Annotated in this window: 25 protein-coding genes; 20 read left to right on the forward strand and 5 right to left on the reverse strand. The window is 38.8% G+C overall.

The genetic code is table 11. From position 1 onward, the window contains the following. Window positions 1-152: 152 nt before the first annotated feature. Window positions 153-1,031: a LysR family transcriptional regulator gene (locus JI667_RS00005; RefSeq protein ID WP_206848675.1), complete on the reverse strand. Its 879-nt coding sequence runs from the start codon at window positions 1,029-1,031 to the stop codon at window positions 153-155. Between the two features lie 106 nt (window positions 1,032-1,137). On the opposite strand from JI667_RS00005, the gene JI667_RS00010 reads away from it, so the two are divergent. The 3 genes from JI667_RS00010 (at window position 1,138) to JI667_RS00020 (ending at window position 3,632) form a co-directional block, all read left to right on the forward strand. Further along, window positions 1,138-2,232: a citrate synthase/methylcitrate synthase gene (locus JI667_RS00010; protein ID WP_280515452.1), complete on the forward strand. Its 1,095-nt coding sequence runs from the start codon at window positions 1,138-1,140 to the stop codon at window positions 2,230-2,232. A 466-nt stretch (window positions 2,233-2,698) separates the two neighbouring features. Then, window positions 2,699-3,100, forward strand: a complete 402-nt coding sequence (locus JI667_RS00015; protein WP_206848680.1) for a hypothetical protein — start codon at window positions 2,699-2,701, stop codon at window positions 3,098-3,100. A gap of 22 nt (window positions 3,101-3,122) precedes the next feature. Beyond that, complete coding sequence (locus tag JI667_RS00020; RefSeq protein WP_244668156.1) at window positions 3,123-3,632, forward strand: NUDIX hydrolase; 510 nt, start codon at window positions 3,123-3,125, stop codon at window positions 3,630-3,632. Between the two features lie 171 nt (window positions 3,633-3,803). Here JI667_RS00020 and JI667_RS00025 read toward each other — a convergent pair whose 3' ends face one another. Next, window positions 3,804-4,310: a GNAT family N-acetyltransferase gene (locus JI667_RS00025; protein WP_206848681.1), complete on the reverse strand. Its 507-nt coding sequence runs from the start codon at window positions 4,308-4,310 to the stop codon at window positions 3,804-3,806. Window positions 4,311-4,516: 206 nt separating this feature from the next. Here JI667_RS00025 and JI667_RS00030 point away from each other — a divergent pair, with 206 nt between their 5' ends. The 8 genes from JI667_RS00030 to JI667_RS00065 all read left to right on the forward strand — a co-directional run bounded on the left by JI667_RS00030 (window position 4,517) and on the right by JI667_RS00065 (window position 11,385). Beyond that, window positions 4,517-5,164, forward strand: coding sequence for a pentapeptide repeat-containing protein (locus JI667_RS00030; RefSeq protein WP_206848685.1), 648 nt, complete (start codon window positions 4,517-4,519; stop codon window positions 5,162-5,164). A gap of 160 nt (window positions 5,165-5,324) precedes the next feature. Further along, window positions 5,325-5,669 carry a DoxX family protein gene (locus JI667_RS00035; protein ID WP_206848686.1) on the forward strand — a complete coding sequence of 115 codons (345 nt, stop codon included), beginning with the start codon at window positions 5,325-5,327 and terminating at the stop codon, window positions 5,667-5,669. Between the two features lie 309 nt (window positions 5,670-5,978). Continuing rightward, window positions 5,979-6,233: a hypothetical protein gene (locus JI667_RS00040; RefSeq protein WP_206848688.1), complete on the forward strand. Its 255-nt coding sequence runs from the start codon at window positions 5,979-5,981 to the stop codon at window positions 6,231-6,233. Beyond that, window positions 6,226-8,190 carry an insertion element protein gene (locus tag JI667_RS00045; protein ID WP_206848690.1) on the forward strand — a complete coding sequence of 655 codons (1,965 nt, stop codon included), beginning with the start codon at window positions 6,226-6,228 and terminating at the stop codon, window positions 8,188-8,190. Before JI667_RS00040 ends, JI667_RS00045 begins: the two co-directional genes overlap by 8 nt. Before the next feature lie 184 nt (window positions 8,191-8,374). Beyond that, a complete protein-coding gene (locus JI667_RS00050; protein WP_206848692.1) occupies window positions 8,375-8,851 on the forward strand; it encodes a hypothetical protein in 477 nt (158 codons plus the stop codon). A gap of 288 nt (window positions 8,852-9,139) precedes the next feature. Then, window positions 9,140-10,051, forward strand: a complete 912-nt coding sequence (locus JI667_RS00055; protein WP_206848696.1) for an ABC transporter ATP-binding protein — start codon at window positions 9,140-9,142, stop codon at window positions 10,049-10,051. 17 nt (window positions 10,052-10,068) lie between these two features. Continuing rightward, a complete protein-coding gene (locus JI667_RS00060) occupies window positions 10,069-10,812 on the forward strand; it encodes an ABC transporter permease (RefSeq protein ID WP_206848699.1) in 744 nt (247 codons plus the stop codon). Between the two features lie 123 nt (window positions 10,813-10,935). Beyond that, window positions 10,936-11,385, forward strand: coding sequence for a GNAT family N-acetyltransferase (locus JI667_RS00065; RefSeq protein ID WP_206848702.1), 450 nt, complete (start codon window positions 10,936-10,938; stop codon window positions 11,383-11,385). Window positions 11,386-11,477: 92 nt separating this feature from the next. Here the strand turns inward: JI667_RS00065 and JI667_RS00070 are convergent, their stop codons facing one another. Next, window positions 11,478-11,963 (reverse strand): sigma-70 family RNA polymerase sigma factor, encoded by a 486-nt coding sequence (locus JI667_RS00070; protein ID WP_206848705.1) that lies wholly within the window; start codon window positions 11,961-11,963, stop codon window positions 11,478-11,480. A gap of 269 nt (window positions 11,964-12,232) precedes the next feature. Here JI667_RS00070 and JI667_RS00075 point away from each other — a divergent pair, with 269 nt between their 5' ends. Next, window positions 12,233-12,523, forward strand: a complete 291-nt coding sequence (locus tag JI667_RS00075) for a hypothetical protein (protein ID WP_206848707.1) — start codon at window positions 12,233-12,235, stop codon at window positions 12,521-12,523. Window positions 12,524-12,730: 207 nt separating this feature from the next. On the opposite strand, the gene JI667_RS00080 is transcribed toward JI667_RS00075, so the two are convergent. Next, window positions 12,731-13,774 (reverse strand): serine hydrolase domain-containing protein, encoded by a 1,044-nt coding sequence (locus tag JI667_RS00080; RefSeq protein WP_206848711.1) that lies wholly within the window; start codon window positions 13,772-13,774, stop codon window positions 12,731-12,733. Window positions 13,775-14,007: 233 nt separating this feature from the next. On the opposite strand from JI667_RS00080, the gene JI667_RS00085 reads away from it, so the two are divergent. Both JI667_RS00085 and JI667_RS00090 read left to right on the forward strand, forming a co-directional pair. Further along, entirely contained in the window at window positions 14,008-14,460 is a 453-nt protein-coding gene (locus tag JI667_RS00085; RefSeq protein WP_206848714.1) for an NUDIX domain-containing protein, read from the forward strand. Window positions 14,461-14,481: 21 nt separating this feature from the next. Continuing rightward, window positions 14,482-14,670: a hypothetical protein gene (locus JI667_RS00090; RefSeq protein WP_206848718.1), complete on the forward strand. Its 189-nt coding sequence runs from the start codon at window positions 14,482-14,484 to the stop codon at window positions 14,668-14,670. A 127-nt stretch (window positions 14,671-14,797) separates the two neighbouring features. Here JI667_RS00090 and JI667_RS00095 read toward each other — a convergent pair whose 3' ends face one another. Beyond that, entirely contained in the window at window positions 14,798-14,980 is a 183-nt protein-coding gene (locus JI667_RS00095; RefSeq protein ID WP_206848721.1) for a DUF1272 domain-containing protein, read from the reverse strand. Window positions 14,981-15,228: 248 nt separating this feature from the next. Here JI667_RS00095 and JI667_RS00100 point away from each other — a divergent pair, with 248 nt between their 5' ends. From JI667_RS00100 to JI667_RS00125, 6 genes are all read left to right on the forward strand, one after another. Further along, window positions 15,229-15,975 (forward strand): class I SAM-dependent methyltransferase, encoded by a 747-nt coding sequence (locus JI667_RS00100; protein WP_206848724.1) that lies wholly within the window; start codon window positions 15,229-15,231, stop codon window positions 15,973-15,975. Continuing rightward, window positions 15,975-16,649, forward strand: coding sequence for an HAD family hydrolase (locus tag JI667_RS00105; protein WP_206848727.1), 675 nt, complete (start codon window positions 15,975-15,977; stop codon window positions 16,647-16,649). The genes JI667_RS00100 and JI667_RS00105 overlap by 1 nt, the downstream gene beginning before the upstream one ends. Window positions 16,650-16,903: 254 nt before the next feature. Continuing rightward, window positions 16,904-17,131 carry a hypothetical protein gene (locus JI667_RS00110; protein WP_206848730.1) on the forward strand — a complete coding sequence of 76 codons (228 nt, stop codon included), beginning with the start codon at window positions 16,904-16,906 and terminating at the stop codon, window positions 17,129-17,131. 290 nt (window positions 17,132-17,421) lie between these two features. Next, window positions 17,422-17,697: a helix-turn-helix transcriptional regulator gene (locus tag JI667_RS00115; protein ID WP_206848732.1), complete on the forward strand. Its 276-nt coding sequence runs from the start codon at window positions 17,422-17,424 to the stop codon at window positions 17,695-17,697. A 38-nt stretch (window positions 17,698-17,735) separates the two neighbouring features. Next, a complete protein-coding gene (locus JI667_RS00120) occupies window positions 17,736-19,007 on the forward strand; it encodes an MDR family MFS transporter (RefSeq protein WP_206848735.1) in 1,272 nt (423 codons plus the stop codon). 174 nt (window positions 19,008-19,181) lie between these two features. Continuing rightward, a complete protein-coding gene (locus JI667_RS00125) occupies window positions 19,182-19,856 on the forward strand; it encodes a serine/threonine protein kinase (protein ID WP_206848739.1) in 675 nt (224 codons plus the stop codon). The last annotated feature ends 89 nt before the right edge of the window (window positions 19,857-19,945 follow it).

The following is a 19,945-nucleotide window of genomic DNA, read 5'->3' on the forward strand; positions in this document are numbered from 1 at the left end:
GAGGAGGCTCACCGCCAGCCCCGCGGAAAGCGAGCACCTGTAGCGGAAATCAACCGCCACTCGCTACATCCAAAAGCCACAATGAGTACGATAACAGCCATATTTAAAGAGACGATATGATCAGCCCGATCTGATCATATCGTCTCTTTCTTTTATAATCTGAAACGAGACAGAAAACGTAATAATTCCTTTTGCACTCCATGTTGATATTTTATGAGTGCAAAAGTTTTAGCCTCCGGCATGGGAAAAGACTTTGTTTCAACTTCCAAGAGTCTTCCTTCCAGCAGTTCTCTCCTTACTGTAGATGCAGGAAGATAGGAAATACCCAGTCCTTCTGTAATAAATCGTTTTGTGATATGTGTTTGCGACACCTTCATCATCCTGGTTTTTGGATAAAATTGTTTGATCGTATAACAAAGATTATCCCAATAAGCAGGATGATTATGGGTCAACAGGTAATTCGATGCCAATAACTCCTCTTCTTCCAACGGTGGAGCTGATTCGAAATCCCTTCCATCATGGGGAGCCACCAAAATGACTTTATCAGTAAACAATAGAGTTTGTTCAAGTTCAGGACTAAAGCAGGGAAGGCAGGAAAGCCCGATATCGACCCTTTCTTCTAAAACAGCCTTCTCTATTTCATCCGATTCAATGATTTCAACCGATATTTCGACCTGGGGATGAGTTTCTAAAAACTGTTTTAAGACAAAAGGTAAAACATTATCAGCAATCAGGGGGGATATAGCCATTTTAAGCGTCTTAGTATATCCCTGACTTATAGATTGCAGAGCAGTAATTCCTTCTTCATAGACTTCAATCAAACTCTTGGCATATTTAAGATAGCTCCTCCCGGCTTCCGTCAACTTAATCTTCTTTCCTTCTCTTTCAAACAGCTTAACCCCAAGTTCCTTCTCAAGTTGTTTTATATGAACGGTAACCGTCGGCTGAGAGATGTATAATCGCTCAGCGGCTTTTCTGAAATGACTGAATTCAGCAGCTGAAATAAACGTCTTCACTACATTTAAGTCCATGTGTACACCCCTTGATTGTTTAATAAACGTAATCGAATAATTTAAATATATTTAATTTTCATAATTATATATCCATTATACAATAAATGTAACAAAGGAAAAGGGGATGAAATGGATGTATAGCAAAGGATTAAAAGGTATTATTGCAGCACAAACCTCGATCAGTCACATCAATGGCCAGGAAGGTGTCCTCCTATACAGGGGATATGATATAGGAGAAGTCAGTCACTTGTCATTTGAAGAAGCAGCCTTCTTATTATGGCACAGCTATCTTCCGAACGAGGAGGATGCAATGGAGATCCAAAAGGAACTGAGCACTTACAGATATTTGACACCTGAGATGAAATCCATACTTCATGCTTTGCCAGAAGATTTGGATATGATGAGTGTATTAAGAACTGTCGTTTCTTCCGAGGGGTCAGCAGAATACAAATGGAAGCCCACGATTGAGCAGGCAATGAGATTGACGGCTGTCATTCCTACCATCATTGCCTACCGATATAATCTGATAATGGATAAACCGCTAATCGATCCCGATCCACAGCTAAACCATGTAGAGAACTATCTATATATGCTGACAGGGAACAATCCGTCCAAAGCAGTTACAGATGCATTGGAAGCATACATGGTGTTGACTCTTGAGCATGGAATGAATGCCTCTGCCTTCTCGGCAAGGGTAACAGCTTCAACGGAATCTGATCTGGTTTCCGCCATCACTTCTGCCATCGGAACGATGAAAGGGCCACTACACGGGGGAGCACCATCCGGGGTCATTGACTTACTAAACGAAATTGGCACGATAGAGAAGGCAGAAAATATTATTAGAAAAAAATTACTGAAAGGAGAAAAACTGATGGGATTTGGTCACCGTGTATATAAAACACATGATCCAAGAGCCATTGCCCTAAAAAAGCGACTTGTAGAAAATTCTGGGGATGATCAGTCTCTGGATCTTGCACTCCATGTGGAGAAAAAGGCAGTCGAACTTTTGGCTGAACTCAAGCCGGGTAGATCCCTATATACAAATGTTGAGTTTTACGCAGCTGCCATCATGAAGTCGATCCATCTCCCATCGGATCTCTTCACACCGACATTTACCGCCAGCCGCATCGTCGGATGGACAGCTCATGTAATGGAGCAGGCAGAAAACAATGCAATCTACCGACCGCAATCAGAGTATATAGGTAGACGACTAGGTTGAAAAAACGCTAGTAAAGAAACTGACAGGTAACGCCTATCAGATAAGAGTGCTACGGTGGGACAAGAGTAAAATTCCTTCTGCAAGAGTATTCGACTCGGGGAAGATGCTTGTCGTTTTAAAGATAAATAAAATAGCATAAAAAATATAGACAGCCCCAGACGTCATTTGATCTGGGGCTGTCTATATTTTCATTATAGCAAATAATCCTACCCGGTGATGTTATTGAGAATCTTATTCGACTATGGTAGGGAGGATGCAAATAAAGCACATTCAAGAAAATATCAGATCGATCTCAACAATTGAATGAATTGGAATTTTTTCAGTGTCATGGCTTCGGGTTTGTTTTCGAAGGAGCCCCCTGTTTATGAAGGAACGTTCATATATATGGAGGATATTGGGATATTCTGTCGAAATAAATGTATAGGGAGTTATTATTAAAAGAAATATAGAAAAAAGGAGAATAGCCTTGTTAAAACTTCAACATATTCATAAATCAATGGATTACAAGAAAGCGTTGATCACTCACCTGGTTGATCAAAAGCAACAATTAGACGAAGGATTGATTCCTGAAGAGTCGATTGTACTCAAACAGTGCAGTCTTCAAATCTTAACTCAAACTGCCTTGATTGAGGGTGAAGTCAATCTATTTGACGGGGACGAAGAGATGCAGACATTTCTTGAATATGGGCTCGATCGATTCGGGGAAGAACTCCTTGAACTTCCACCTGAGATGTGGGCTGCTAATGTTACGGCTCCTATTCATATTAAAAATGTTCGATTTCGATCTCTTGCTGCCCCCGAATCTATTATGGAGATGCATGAAATGATTGTCTTTTCCGACCAGGTTGTTGGATTAACCATCGTTTAATACATGTAAAGGAGAGTTACTATTGTTTGAAACCGAATTAGGAAAACCGAAAAGCGAGACATCCCCATATAAAATGAAGTACAGGACTGCCGTTAAAGCAGTCATCTTTCAAGATCATAACATTCTTCTAATGTATTCGAACCGCGGTGATTATAAATTTCCGGGAGGCGGTGTTGAAGATCGTGAAACTTTATCAGCTGCCCTTATGAGGGAGGTGGCTGAAGAAACCGGATTCATACACTGTTTAGTGAAAGAGCCTGTTGGAGTCGTGACACAAAGACATATGGACCTATTTGAAGAGGATACGGTATTTGAAATGACGTCACACTATTTTCATTGTGAACTATTAGATGATGATAGAATCCCTCAACAGTTAGAAGGATACGAGAAAGAACTTCAGATGATTCCCAAATGGGTCACCTTGAAAGAAGCCATTGATAGCAATGAGAGGTTGATGGACCAGTTTGAGAACAATCGATGGATTGTAAGGGAGAACTTTGTTTTGGAAGAATTGAAGAAATTATATAAATGATTTCGGGAAGAAACGCTTATCTGAATCAGGATAGGTGTTTTTTTAATATAGTAGAAAGAACTGCAACCTGAAGTTGCAGCTGGGGGATTATTGATTCACTCATAGAGTTTGTTAATACAGCACTAACCATCAAATTCTTTGGTGGTTCTTAGGGTGATGGTTCCGGTTTATTTAAAAGTCCAATATGTACTTTTTGAGCTCTTCTGTATCATTCGGAAGTATCACATACCCCTCCAGTTTCATATCCAACTTTTCAAGAAGTTTAGAAGAAGAATGATTATCTTTGGTGGTAATCGCTACGATCCGTTCCATTCCTCTTTCTTTTGCAAGATCCATTGTAGCGCTGGCTGCTTCAAATGCATATCCTTGAGATTGATACTCCATTAGAAATGCAAAGCCGATATCAACATCTTCAAGGCCATCACGTTTAATCAACCCACATAAACCGATAGGGATGTGATTATCCTTGAGCTCCACCAGGAACAAACCAAATCCTTCCCGTTCATACATGGCCCGTGGACCATTCTCGATATAATTCAACGCATCATCCATTGTGCGAATACCTTTGTCCCCAATGAATTTAAGCCATCCAGGTTCATTTAATAATCTCATGATAAATGCGGCATCAGTAGGCTCTACCCATCTCAAGCCTAGTCGCGATGTTTCTATTACCTTCATGTGGAACACCTCACTTTATATTCTCCTATCTTATTTTAACTCGAAACATTGCGCATGGGAATTCATACTTTGGAAAGCCACGACCAATTCTGCTCTTTAAGTGATTTCAGCGCGAGACACACCCCTGAAAAAAATCCAAGACTAGTTTTCTTTTTTCTTCATGCTATAGTTTCTTTATACTAAATGATCAGGATAGAGGTGTAAAAATGGGATATACATTTAAAATAGAGGATCCAAAAATTCCAGCGCGCCAAGATACAGCAAATTTCCATGATATCTATTATGATGAAGATCCCTTTCTATCGAATTGTACGGTAGAAAATGCGAGGTTGGATCAGGAACATATCGACCAACTTGTACTATCTAAAGTGACGTTTAAAAATGTTTCTTTCCCAGGTGCATCATTTCCTCGAATTGATATGACAGATGTCGTCTTTGAAAATTGCGACCTGTCGAATGCAAACTTATGTGAGGGAATCATCCATCGGGTCCGCTTCAGTGAATGCAAATTAATGGGGATTGATTTTTCCGGTGCGAATTTAGGAAATGTACATTTTGATGAATGTTTGGCTAATATGAGTGACTTTGTTGACGCTCGAATGAAAAAGGTGAAATTTAACCAAACCTCCTTGCAAAATGCAAACTACTCTGACTGTGAACTCCTGAAAGTAAGCTTTGATCGATGTGATCTGAATGAAATTGATTTTACCCAGACTGACCTTAAAGGAATTGATATTAGCACCTGCAGGTTTACCCGGATAAATGTTGCCCTTGATAAGCTTTCCGGATGTGAAATATCCCCTGAGCAGGCGATTGGGTTTGCAGGCTTATTAGGATTGAAGGTTAAAGAGTAGGTTGTAAAGCGTGCAGAGCTTATCACCTCTGCACGCTTTTAAGTTGGCAAAAATATTTCAATGAGGCCAAATGAATCCTTTGTTCATATGTATAAAATGATCCAATCAAACATACTTATATATCAGGGCCCACTGCTTTCAATTCGAAGGGGGAAACACCATGACCATCTTCATCTGGGTTTTACAAGGACTTTTGGCCGCCATGTTTTTGATGGCAGCAGTAGGAAAACTGACCGGGTCAAGCATGCAACGAGGAGTATTTGATCATTTACGATTACCTCAATGGTTTCGGATCGTCACTGGATTAGTGGAATTATCGGGTGTTGCATTATTGGTCCTTGGTTACTGGAATGAAACGTACATCGTCACTGGTTCTCTCATTCTCGGTGTAACAGCAATCGGTGGAATGCTAGCCCATATTCGTGTAAAAGATGGATTCAAAGATACATCTATGATTGTCCTTCTGGGGATCCTTGCCTTTATATTATTGTATTTAGTTAAGTAAATTCACCAGATAGGAGTAATTTATATATGGTAAAAGGAGTGGATGCCTGGCTTAAGTAGTTCGGTTCAGAGGTAGAAAATTAAAAATAACAGGTCATTTTTAAGACGAATTCGCATATGAATTCGTCTTTTTGTCTATACTGATACTATAAGGTTTATGGAGTATTAACAGTTAATTTAGCACTAGTTTTAACATACGTTTTAGCAGTTGGACAATAACTTTTGGTCAGTGTTTATAACGTATGCTAAAATTATTGTTAATTTGTATGCTAAATAGGTGACCAATTTTAGATAAGGAGTGAAATATTAAATGAAGTTTATTGAACCTAAAAATAAGAATTCTACTAAAGTTGATTGGGACATCTCTGAGCGTGTTAGAGCAGTTGTGAAGTATTATGCAGAATACACGGAATACAGTGAAAGTGAAGTTGTTGATACGTTTTTACTTAATTTACTAGATGACGAGCAATTTCTAGAATGGATTGCTTCTAAGCGTAATAATAAGCGTATATTAAAGCAATTGGAGATTGCAGAAGAAGAATTGGAGGAACTTCGTATTGTCTAAATTGAAGCGGCTGGCAACAAAGGAAGATGTGATTGTTGATATAGTAAATCCTCTAACAGACAAAGAAATTAATGACCGTCAAGAGCAATACGACTTATTAGAACCTAAGAAGTTTGCCACTAGATATAACGATATGCTTTATAGACCTGTTTCATTTAACTGGAACGGAAAAACATTCACGATTCAGTACAACCACTGTAACGAACCTTTTTGTAAATGGCTTGGCGAAAACCAACACAAGTTTGAAGAGGTTAAAGGAAAGCCGAAGCGATATAAACTAGAAGGTAGTTCAAAAAGCAGAAGTAAAGTTATTCGTTGTAATCCAGATCCAATACACCCGACAAAAGGGAAGCCAACGCTTAATTGCAGTACCATTCCTCTTTCTAATTGGTCTATTGCAGAAGAAATTAAGCGATTAATACAAATCGAAACGGTACAAGATATTGAACCTGAATATGATTTTCATAGAGATAGCTGCCCGAATAATGGTATCACTCCTTTTGAAACCAAAAAGTTATTTCACAAGCAAGGAAAGAGTACCGCTGGTTCTCAAAGATGGCAATGTAAGTCCTGTAAGAAAATCACGAATGTCCTTCCAACTAGAAAGCAATCGACAACCTACAACCAAAAGAGAAACGATGTCCTTCCGATGTTTGCTAAACTTCTCGTAAATAAAGTTCCTATCAATCGTGCTTGTGATATTTTAGAGATTGGTGCAGGAACCTATTATGACAAGTTAGAATGGTTATATCGCAAATGTATTGAATTTCTTGACCGCCACGAAAGACCTGCATTTGAAAAGAAAGAATTCAAAGTGATTTGGCTTAATACCGACAAGATGCACTATTATCTCAATAATGTTCGTAAGAAAGGTCAAGGAGCAGCAAAATTTAGGGGATTGGAAGATTTAGTATTACCAACTTATATTGTCGTGACAGGTGACGTTCATTCACGCTATATTTTCCGTTCGGATATAGCCTACGATTGGGAGAAGTCATTTGATGAACTAAACATTGACACCAGACAATTCAAAGAGGACCACCTTAATGATTTCTGTAAAAAAAATGCTCGTTTAGATTTTCAACACTATCCACAAAACCCGTCTAAAAACGATACGGAAACCAAGTTTGATTACAACAAAGAGATGCGTGAAATCAAGAAAAGACAACAATATGTGAGTGGATTACACGTTAATTCAACTTACACTACCGTTGCTCATTATTGGCTTATTAAACGACTTGTGGGAGCTTCAGAATGGCGAATGATAAGTGATGATGACCGTTCCATTATGACCGCTTTTTATCGTGTTTTTGCGAAGGAAATCAAGCAATCTGACGCTCATCACTTTTTATGTTTAACAGACAGAAACAAAACGAAGAAAGATGCGTTAGAAGAATTCGATGATGCCAAGAAAGATTTATTAGATTGGGGTTTTCATAATGGTTACGATACGAAGAATATCGTGAAATTAGCAAAGTATCAGTTGACTGAACACTTTAATACTCATTCCTTCCATAAAACAATAACAACGCCAGGTTATTCGTATAATGAATGGGCGAATATTCCTATCGAACATCCACTTGCATCTAAAGACAAAGGGTTTCATAAAGTAGATTGCACAACCGACTTATCATCATATGAACCAAACGAGATAGCAGAGTTAATTATGAATGTGAATGATAATGCGATCAGTTCTTTCTTACAACAACTTCGTCGGAGGTTAAGTATCTTAGAAAGACCGATTGTGTCTGCTCGTAAAGATGGTAAAAGTTATATATATGCGAACTTTAACCCTAAGTACGCTCAGATGGCAATTACGATTATGAGAACCTATTACAACTTTTGTTTGACCTATAATACAAAGGAAAATGGTGAAATCGTTTCTAAAACACCAGCTCAAAGGTTAGGCATTACTGATAAAGAGTTTGATTGGAACGACATTATCTATTTAAGATAAACCAAAAACAAAATGCTTGGTTTATTTTTTGAATTTTTCGAAGGTTTATGGGATTTTATGTTAAAATAATTGTATGAATGTTTGTTACAGCTTATTCAACTAACGGGGCAGGTTAGTTCAACATACATTTAACAAAAAATGGTATTATTACAGGAAGGAAAAACTAGGTATAGGGGGGATAAATTTGAAAAAAACAATTTTGATTTTTCTGTTCGTTTTATTACTAATGGGTTGTTCTAATACAAAACAAACTATCAAGGAAGAAAAATGGGAAGAAAGTGCAACATTAGTTAGAGAAGTTGTGGTTACTGACGATGGACAAAAAGGGGACTTTGTTTTTCGTATCGGAGATAACGGTAAACTTGGGTTTGGAGAGTATGGTCCTTTCATTGCAGGTCAAACACAGAAATATATGTGGCATTTTTGGGGAGATGAGAAAGTTCTAACAAAACCCTTTAAAGTAATTGGAGTCAGCAGAGAAACAGATGAGGAAATAACTGTTTTCCAATTACCAACTAGTAATAGTCTTGCCCCTAATAGTGGAGCAGACCATCATCTTCCGTCGTCAATGATGCTGCCGACCCCAGGATTATGGCGATTAGAAGCATATTTCGGCGACAAATTGTTTGGAAATGTTGTTGTAAATGTCAAAGAAAAATAAGATGTACTTGTTCAACTAACGGAAGCGTTAGTTGAAGAACAGGTAATTAGAATACAAAAACGCAGAGGGATGTCAAAACCTCTGCGTTTTCTTTTGTGATTTTGTTGTCTAAAGTTATGCGATTTACTATGTTAATTCGCCTGTGATTTTGCGTTTTCTACCTCATAACCGAACTACTTATGCCTGGCTGCCACTCCTTTTTCTTTAATTTCTTTACATTAAGTGAAACTATTTCCAATTCAAATTCGTACGATATAATAGCGCCAATGTGATGGAGGAGGTTTATTCATGATTGAGATTGTAAATGTAAGTAAGCAGTATGAAGCTATCCAAGCGCTGCAAAATATCGGTCTAACAATCCCGGAAGGCACATGTTTTGGACTTGTAGGTCCCAACGGAGCAGGGAAATCCACATTAATGAAGATTTTATCAGGAGTATTACAAAATTTTGAAGGGGATATCATCGTCAAAGGACACTCTGTTATGAAAGATAGAATAAAAGTAAAAAAACTTATTGGGTACATACCTCAGGATATTTGTCTGGAGGAAACACTGACTGCCAAAGATAACTTAAGGTATTTCGGGAGCCTTTATGGACTTAAAGGAAAAGAATTACAGGATCGTTGTGAGAATGTGTTGAAACAGATCGGGTTATCTGAACGCAAGAAAGACAAGGTCAGTACCTTCTCAGGTGGGATGAAGCGCCGGTTGAATATTGGATGCGCATTACTCCATAATCCTTCTATTATCATAATGGATGAGCCGACTGTTGGAATTGATCCACAATCAAGAAATTCAATATTTTCAATTATTCATGAGTTAAAAGAAAAGGGTAGCACCATTATCTACTCCAGTCACTATATGGAGGAAGTAGAGCACCTTTGTGACAGCATTGCTCTGATTGATAAGGGAACGCTGGTTGAAAGCGGCACAATGGATGAACTGCTGCAGAAATACAATCGACCATCCTTGTTTATTTCGGGGGAAGGATTAAATGAATCAAGTCTATCTGTCCACGGTGAACTCGAATCTAAAGGAAATGGATTTCTGCTACATAGTGTTGATCCGCTTGTAGCACTGGAAAACCTGATTGTGGATTTCCGGAGCCAAAACATCCTTCCAAGAAGGCTGGAATTATATCAGCCAAAACTGGAGGATATCTTTTTTGATCTAACAGGAACACAGCTTCGTGATTCGTAATACAGGGAGGAATGCACATGTGGGCAATTGCGAAAATGGAATTAAAGAAGAATGTACAGGATAAAGGCTTGTGGTTTTGGACATTTATTTTGCCGATCGTCTTCATTATCGCCTTTGTTTCCATCTTTTCGGGAGATGAGAATACAAGTTATAAAGAAGTTGTGACCCAGATCATCCCAGGATATACGATCATGTTCGCATTTTATATTATGATTTCCATGGTCATCGGATTCGTAAAGGATCGGGATAAAGGAATGGTCGCAAGGATCGCCAGTACACCACTGCCTATCAAGGACTATTTTATAGGAAAGTGGATTCCCTTTATGATGATCGTCTTGATACAGATAGCAGTATTATTCTGTTTTGGCGTCGTCGTTTATGACCTCCCGCTAGGGGATCCCCTTGCACTGATTTCCATTTCCTTATCTTTGGCTTTCATTGTAACGGGGTGGGGCATGGCCCTCTCAGTGTTGGTGAAAACGGAGAACATGGGCATTGCCATGACACAAATCGTCGCACTCGGAGGTGCAATGCTTGGAGGATTATGGCTGCCAGTGGAGCTGATGCCTGAATTTATGCAATCGATCAGTAAGGTTTTGCCTCAGTACTGGGCAATTGAAGGATATAAGGAAATCATCCTCGAGGGTGGATCTGTTGCTGACGTTTTATTCAATATTTCTATCCTGATATTCTCCGGAGCAGTAGGCGGAATGATTGCCATCGCTCGATATCCACGGTTTCTTCGTTCATCGAAAAGCTAGTATCGGGAAAGATGAATACCTTCTCTAAAACCAGTGAAAACGCATTCCTGTTTGAAATTTATGGTATAATTCAATTATCTGAACATTTCATACGAATTTGCACAGTTTGAAAGGGGAAACCGATTGAAAGAGAATAGAGTAAGAATTCAAGAACTAAATGAAGAAAATTGGTATGAATGCTGTCAGCTCGAGTTGTCAACAGAGCAGCTGCCATTCATAGAACCTAATGCCATATCCATTGCCCAATCTAAATTCGAGACCACATTAAAACCTTTTGCCATCTATTTTGATAGTAAGGTTGTTGGCTTCCTTATGTTCAATACTGTACCAGAAGAACTGGACGGTCATTGGGTATACCGAATAATGGTTGATGAAAGCCATCAGGGCAGAGGAATCGGAAAAGCGGCAACAGATTTAATGTTAAAGGAAATGAAAGAGTCACTCGACGTGAATAGAATCGTTGTAGGATATCACCCTGATAATCTGGGTGCACATCACTTATATAGAAGTCTTGGATTTGTTGATCACGGTGACCGATTTGGCAGGGAAATGGCCGTAATTAAAGAAATGTAGTTTAACAAAATGATAGAAATGGAATGGGCCAAGTTCTTCATTTGGCCCTTTAAAGATTTACATTCCTATAAGTTCATCAATCATATAAATCTTTATTTCACCTCTAACATTCCTTTAAGCTTATCTTTCGCTCCTTTACGCCACTTTTTCACAGCAGATATAGATACATTCTCCACCTCTGCAATCTCACTAATTGTAAGCATATGCATACACGTATATCTTACCCATTTTCTCTGATTCACCGTCAGACCTTCACAATAGCTGAACAACAATTCTTCTGCTAATCCTCCATTTATATGATCATCTTCTATCATGTTAAAGAATTCCGTTTCTTTGAAAATGTTCTTTTCTTCATTTAGATTATCGCTTGTTAACTGCGACAGAATTCTGCCACGTACAAATGAGTATGCGTACGCAGGAAAAGCTCCTTTCTCGGGATCAAAATTCTGATAAGCCTCCCATAGGGCGATGAGGCCGGTTTGATAGTACTCCGATTTATTTTTATAGATGTGCAACGAATGAATAATTTTATGAATCATCCGGTCATATTGCAAATGTAGCTCCTCAAATTTCTCCAATATACTTTCCTTCTGACCGGCGCGCCGTTCTTTGTATTCCTAGGTAGGTTAACCATACAAAGAAAAAGGGTGGTGAACAAACGAGGTTAATTTTAGTTAGAGAGCCACTACATCATTAAAACTTTATGGCATTTCAGCTGTTTCTGTTGGGGGAAATAACAAAATAGACCTATAATGAGGAAACATATTAGCTATTTTCCTTAATTAGTAAAAGTGGTTGGGAAATAGGCAATACTATAATGAAAGACATACTCCAAGGAGGGTGAAAAATGACAAAGAGTTCTACTTCTATTAAAGCCGAAAATGAACAAATACAGCAGAATGAAACTATCGAAAAGCTGGAACAAATGTTAGCAGCTGTCCTTCACTATCTTTCCGATGATGAAATTGAAGAAATCGATATTGATTATCTCCTTACAAATACTGAAGACCTGCGGGAATGGTGGGAGGGTTACCGCAAGAGAAACAAAAAAAAGCTCGAAAATGAGATTAAAGCTTCTTTAGGCACATTATCACTTGAGGAATTAGAAAAAATCCATGAACAAATTAGGAAAACATAAATACATTCTCTAATTAAGTTCTAAGTTCATTGACAAGGTGAAATGCTTAATATTGTTATGTAAAGTTTAAATAAATGGGATTTGAGAGGGCTATAACCATTCTTTAGGCATAGCGGGAGGACAGACTCTTTCCATCAATGTCTCAGGAAAGATAAGGAAAAGAAAACGCCCATCATTGAACGTTTTCACTCCTGCACGAACTTCGTTTTAAAGAACCTCCTGAAACAACTGAAGTGCAAGTGTTACAACTCCCACCGGCATTTGATTCACAACAACCGTCGTGAATATTTCATGTTCAGGAAAATAAAGTGTCACAGATTCATATCCATGAATCAATCCATGATGACCGTAAGCAGATATTCCTTTATCAAACGTATACTTGGCAATTCCCAAACCGTAATATTGACCGGGATCATCCGTCTGATGAACAGCCAGCATTTGTTTAAGTGATTCTTGTGATAAGAGGGTGCCTGTGAACAGGGCCTTCATGAATGTTTGAATTTCTGCAGGGTTTGAAATAAGAGCACCGGCAGTCCACATGATGGAAACATTGAGATCTGTAATGTCTTTCAAATCATCTGATATGTCAGACAAGTCCGGGGTGGCATTCGAGTGCCCTGTTGCAAAGGGGAATTTTAGATCATTCTTTATTGGAAAGTATGTCCTGTTAAGTTGAAGCGGTTGAATGATCCATTGGCTGACTGCTTCATCAATCTTCATGCCTGTACATCTCTCTATGATCATTCCAAGAAGGATATAATCTGTCTGGGAGTCCTTATATTTAGTACCGGGATCAAATTCCAGAGTATGATGGGCGATTAGTCTTATAAGACTTTGAGGAGGGAAGAAGTCATTCAGACTTGAGACCTCATGTTCAATGCATTTCGTGCCTGCGACATCCATCCTAAGATAATCCTTTAAACCCGACCTATGCTGAAGCAATTGACGAACGGATATCCGTCTGCCTTCTTTCAGGATACCGGGAAGGAGGGATTCGACGGATTGTTCAAGTGAAAGATGGCCTTCTTCTTGTAGTTTCAAAATCAATGTACTAGTAAACATTTTTGTTAGAGTACCAATACGTTGATGATCGAAAGGATTTAACAATGTATTTTGGACATATCCTTTAACGCCTGCTGCCATAATATAGTCTTCTCCAGAAGGATCAGTCAAGCAGACTGAAATACCAGGCAGCTGGTAGGCTTTACGCAGATTTTCGACTGTTTTTTCAATTATAGAGAGATCAATCAAAGAAATCATCCTTTCGAACTATAGATATTCTACCTGCCTTTAAGAAGATGGGTTTCCAGCTTAAGCAGGATTTTTCAAGGTTAGTATGGAAAGTTATTAAGTGCGTTCTGGTTAGTGGTGAAACCATGCAGTGGCATAAGTTCGTCCAGTCACACGCATGCCTTTCAAAGAATCTCAGAATAGCATGTTCTATACATATGAACAAATATGCGAAATAGAAGGGAAAATAATCGATGTCAATCCGCAATTCAGCAAAAGCCATCATTATCCAAAATAACAAAATACTTCTGACTAAAAATAAAGATGATGACGGTATTTTCTATCTCTTTCCCGGTGGGGGACAGGAAAAAGGTGAAACACTTCATGAAGCATTAATTAGAGAATGCATTGAAGAGATAGGGGAAGTCGTGGCAGTAGGGGAGCTGGTACATATAAGGGAGTATATCGGTAAAAACCATGAGCATGTTGCTTTCGACTTCAACTTGCATCAAGTGGAATTCTATTTTAAATGTACATTTCTCCATGAATGGAGCGATCATCATGCTCCATCGAATCCCGATAGTCACCAAGTAGGGGTGGAGTGGATTGATTTGGATGCACTGAAGAATTATAGATTATATCCTAAAGAAATAGCTTCATATATAGTGGGAAGAAGGTCGAAGGTTTATCTCGGAGACATCAACTAGGGTAAATAGGGGGGATGATCGTTGCGTATCAATACGCTTATCTTAACAGGAATCATGGCAGGCATTTACTCTAGTATTTTAGATGGCATTGAGCAAAATTACAGTTTCAATCTTGTCTTGAGTGCGTGTACTTTAACAGTTTCAACAATAATGACCGGGCTTCTGCTACACAGATTTTTGAATAAAGAAAAAATAGTAAAGCCTGAATAGTTCTTATGGCTCTGAGAAAAATCTCAGAGCCATAAGATCCTTACAACATTCGAACTCTTACAGCCTTCAAAACCTTCGTTTCCAAGTGTTTTGTACCAATGCCCCTCAACGCCGGCTGCTACATTCCTCAGTGTTCCATACCGGCAGGCGGTTTTGGTCTTCTGACCAATTCTCCATTGCAATTCGGACAGATAGAATCATATTTAGCAGTGCACCCTTCACAATAAGTACACTCATGGACACAAATGTACGCATGGTCATTCAAGCCCCTCCCACATGTCTCACAATTGGTCTTCATTTCCAATCCCATATGTAACCTTCCTTTCTATCAATCTCTTTCCATTATATTCTAATATACGTTAATATAGTGGATATATGGTAAAGTCACTCCTTTGAGGGGAAAATGACGGAGTATACTTATGTCATATGTGGGAAACCGAGAGTGAAAATAAAATGGAAAAAGGAATCATTCATTCCCGAAATCTCACGTGTTACAAGTGTACATGGTTTCTGCTTTAATAATGAAAAACTGCTAATGATCAGAAAGGGGAAGGAAATTTGAACCAATCACTATCGGTTAATAAAAAAAGCTGGGATGAAGTCGCGCCACGTTTCTACGGTAGAAATCCCCTGCCGGAATACGGTCCACTTGCACCAACTGAAGATGAGCTACAGCTGCTTGGGGATATAAAAGGAAAAAGGGTATTGGATATCGGCTGTGGTAGTGGGCATTCACTAAAATATATGAGGGACAATCGCGCCTCGGAGATGTGGGGATTGGATTTATCTCACAGCCAAATCAAGGCAGCTGAAGAATTATTATCAGATGATGATGTGACCTTGTTTGAAGCACCAATGGAAGAGAATCCAGGAATACCCGAGAATCACTTTGACATTGTCTATTCCATTTACGCCTTGGGTTGGACGACAGACCTGGATCAAACCCTTGCCAATGTATATTCATACCTAAAGGATGGTGGCATCTTCGTATTCAGCTGGGAGCACCCTTTATATAATCGTATTCAACAAACAGGAAGCAACCTCATCTTCAGCCAACCCTATCATAGTGAAGGACCCTATGACCACGAGGCGTGGACGCATCCTGCCATCATGCAGCAGTTCAAAGTCAGTACCTATCTGAACACGCTCATCAAGAAAGGCTTCTTGATTGAAAACGTGATTGAAGAGGTGCGTTTATCCCAAGTGGATGTTGAGAGGCATTCCAATAGATGGTATAGCTTTAATAAAGCAAGCTATTTACCAACGACTTTAATTGTGAAAGCCAGGAAGGGAATGCGGTTCTGATGATAAAAGCTGCCATATTCGACCTGGATGGAACGCTGTTAAATAGGGATGCGTCTGTAAAGGCATTCATCACTGATCAGTATGAACGCCTTTACCACTGCCTTCATCATATTCCGAAAAATTTATATATATCCAGATTCATCGAACTAGATCAAAGGGGATACGTATGGAAAGACAAAGTATATAAACAGCTCATTGAGGAGTTTTCGATTCCTGAGTTAACTTTTGAAGAATTTCTCGATGATTACATAGTACAATTTAAACACAGCTGTATCCCTTTTCCTCATATACTTACCATGTTGGATGAATTAAAAGCGGAAGGAATCCGATTGGGGATGATCACGAATGGGTATGGACGATTTCAGATGGACAATATCCTTGCCCTCAAAATAGAATCTTACTTTCAAGAAATACTTGTCTCCGAGTGGGAAGGTATAAAAAAGCCGGATACTGAAATTTTTAAACGGGCAATAGAAAGATTACAAGTGGAACCTCAAGAATGCATCTTTATCGGAGACCATCCCGAGTATGATGTGTATGGTGCCCAGAAGGCAGGGATGAAAGGTGTTTGGAAGAAGGATGCCCATTGGATAGATGCAAAGCATGCAGATGGTGTGATTGATGATTTAGCTGACTTACCATCCTTCATTAAGGCACTTCAGTCATCACGGTGACTATTTCTGGTGAAAAAATTTATAAACATGTGTCCTATAAATGGTTAGGAGAGACAGTCAATAAATTTTACTATGTCAGCTGATCAAGCGAATTGAAAAGGGGGATGAAAAAAATAGTTTGTATTTTTTGATTATTAATAAAGACTGATTTAGACCGATATGCTACTATTCATTCTACGGAATTTCTAGTATAATAGTCTTCTTGATACTACATATTCAGCCTAGGTAATTGAATAAAATCAGGAGGGTCCACTTTGTTTGAATTCAGTGATTTATTTACAGAACCAGTAAAAACCGTCGCTATTAATATAGCGATTGTTTCACTAGTTACCATATCGTTGACTACACTAATATATACGGTACTTAAATTTATTAAGTTACCTGAAAAGTTCATAGAGAACATTATCGGCCTGATCGTAGTGTTTGTTGGAATCGGAACTGTATATTATTCCCTGAGATGGGATTTGTTCCTTGCATTATGATCGAGCGTAGATTGAAAGAAAAAGCATCTAATCAGGTGCTTTTTTTGTTTTTTATGGCTGTTGTTAAATTACATATACGCTAAGATTCACTAACGAGAGAAGGTTTCCCCTTAAGTCTTTTAACTTCATTCAAAAGTCTTATATTGCGTCCTCCAAACTGACCATGACATATTATGATTAGGACCATATAGTGTAGATAGAAGCTTTTGGTATCTTTCCCCTTGCTAATATGAAGAAATTTCTTTATATTTAGTAAATACTATTTTACCAAATGTTGGAGGGGTCTATCTATGAATGACATGAAGAAATTATGCAACTCCATTAATGCTTGCTTAACCAAGAAGGATTCAACTAGTAACGAACTTCAAATGGGTGAGATTGTTTATTTGTTACGAGTGAAATCTCAACTGACTCAAGAAGAGTTAGCATTGAAAGCAAATGTATGCACGCAGACCATCAAGAGACTTGAAGGGTGCAGAGAAAGGGTAAGTGATGTCACTTGCAGGGGGATTTTCGAAGCATTGGGGGTTCATATCACTCGTCTGACGAAGCTTTTGGAAGAATGAAATAAAATTCCGCATGATAAATAGAGAGAAGGAAAACTATGCGATTCAAGGATTTTCACAAGAATATAAAAATACGAATTGTTGAAACGTTTATGAGCCGCTTTATAGGCAGCATGATCTTTCCGTTTATGTCCATCTATCTGGCCGTTCATTTCGGTGCGAAGGTAGCCGGATTACTACTTTTAATCAATGTCTTTGTCGGTATCGGGATAAATTTCCTGGGAGGGTATTTTGCCGATCAATTCGGCCGGAAAAGGATCATGTTAATGGCGGAGTCTCTTCGATTTCTTGCCTTCTTCACCATGATGGTCTGCAACTCACCCTGGTTTGAATCAGCAACTGTCACGTTTGCCATGATGACGGTGAACAGCATTTGCTGGGGTCTTGCAGGACCTGCGAACCAAGCAATGATGATTGATGTCAGTACCCCTCCACAGCGGAAACTCATGTACTCAATTACATACTGGGCAAACAATCTTTCCATTGCAATTGGAGGAATCATAGGCGCTTTCTTATTTAAAGATTATCTTTTCGAGCTTTTCCTGGCATTGAGTGTAGCATCCGCCGTTACAGCATTACTGGTGGCATTCTTCATTGATGAAAGCTACTCACCTATAGATTCAGATATGACTCCAACTCAACACGTGGGAAAATTAATTTCTAATTACAGAACCGTCCTGCACGATAGACTCTTCGTCCTTTTTACTATTGCAGGTGTACTCATCCTGTCCATGGAGTTTCAACTGACAAACTATATCGGTATTCGATTAAGCGAAGAAATGCCTTCCCAACCTTTTCTTTATTGGGAAATAAATGGGGTACAAACAATGGGGATTCTACGAAGTGAAAATACGATTATGGTCGTCATCCTCATGTTATTCATCACAAAGTTTCCCCATAACTTTAAAGACAGAACCATACTGGTATGGAGTTGTTTCTTCTTTTCGATAGGATATGCGGCCCTTGCCTACTCGAATAACGTATTTATCCTATTCGTAATGATGGGGATCCTTACGATTGGAGAGGTATTTCGGGTACCGGTTGAGCAATCCTACATGGCGGCCATCCCCCCTGATGATGCACGGAGTTCCTATATGGCTTTTAATGGATTGAAATTCAACCTATCTATGTTGATTGCATCATCCACAGTCACACTAGGAGCCATTTTTTCATCCAGCGTGATGGCGGGTATCATCCTTGCCATAGGACTTACAGGGACATTCATCCTTAAAGTGATTTCCCCAGAATTGGATAAAAGGAGAAATGATGTTGAATTGAGGCAGAAACTAAGACAAGTCAAAGAAGTATAAGCCATAGCTTCAAATATTTAACACTGGGATATTCTACTAGAGGTTTAAAAATGAATATAATATGTCGACTCCTTTGAGTTGAAATGTGGAACGGGCAGATGCTATATTATCCTGAATAAGGTACGATCTCGAATCATACCTTTAAAAGAGTTCAGTTGGACGAAGGGAGAGCCTATGGATAATAAATGGGAAGTCGCTCTACCATCTTTAACTCAATTGACCGTGTCTTCCAATGCAAATAATGAACATGTCACAATCCATGGTGGGGATGAAACATTACGATGCGTGGGGGTCGGGACAGATGCGGCGGTCTTTCAATCTATTAATGCCCCTGACTTCGCTTTCAAATTGTATGCGGAAGACAAAAGATACAAAATTAACATCGAAGAAAAAGTCTATCAAACTATAGGGGATTGTCCTTTTTTCTCTACCTGCTATGCAGCTTATGATACATTACTAGTGTTAAGTTTTGAAGAAGGACCAACTCTCTTTGACTGCCTGTTGCAGGGTATCCAAATTCCATGTCAAGTGGTTCAGGATGTGGAGGCGGCTAGACATTATGTTCGTGAGCAAGGACTGAATCCCCGTGATATCCATTTGAAAAACATTTTAATGCAAAATGGGAGAGCGAAAATTATTGATGTATCTGAATATGTTCATCCTGGTAATGATTTCAGATGGGAGCACTTGAAAAAAGCTTATGAAGACCATTATGACCTTATTGAGGGAAGAGCATTACCATTTTGGTTATTGGAAACGATACGAAAATGGTACAACTCGTGGAATAAGCACTTTGGTTCTTACGAGGAATTTATGAAAAAGGTAGCCAAGATTACTTTATTTAAATAGGAAAAAAGAGTTCAGAGCACTCATTGCTTTGAGCTCTTTTTTGTGAAGAAGATGAGGATTGCATGTGAATCAGTTGTACAAAAAGCAAT

Source organism: Bacillus sp. NTK074B (assembly GCF_017303375.1).
GTDB lineage: Bacteria > Bacillota > Bacilli > Bacillales > Bacillaceae_B > Rossellomorea.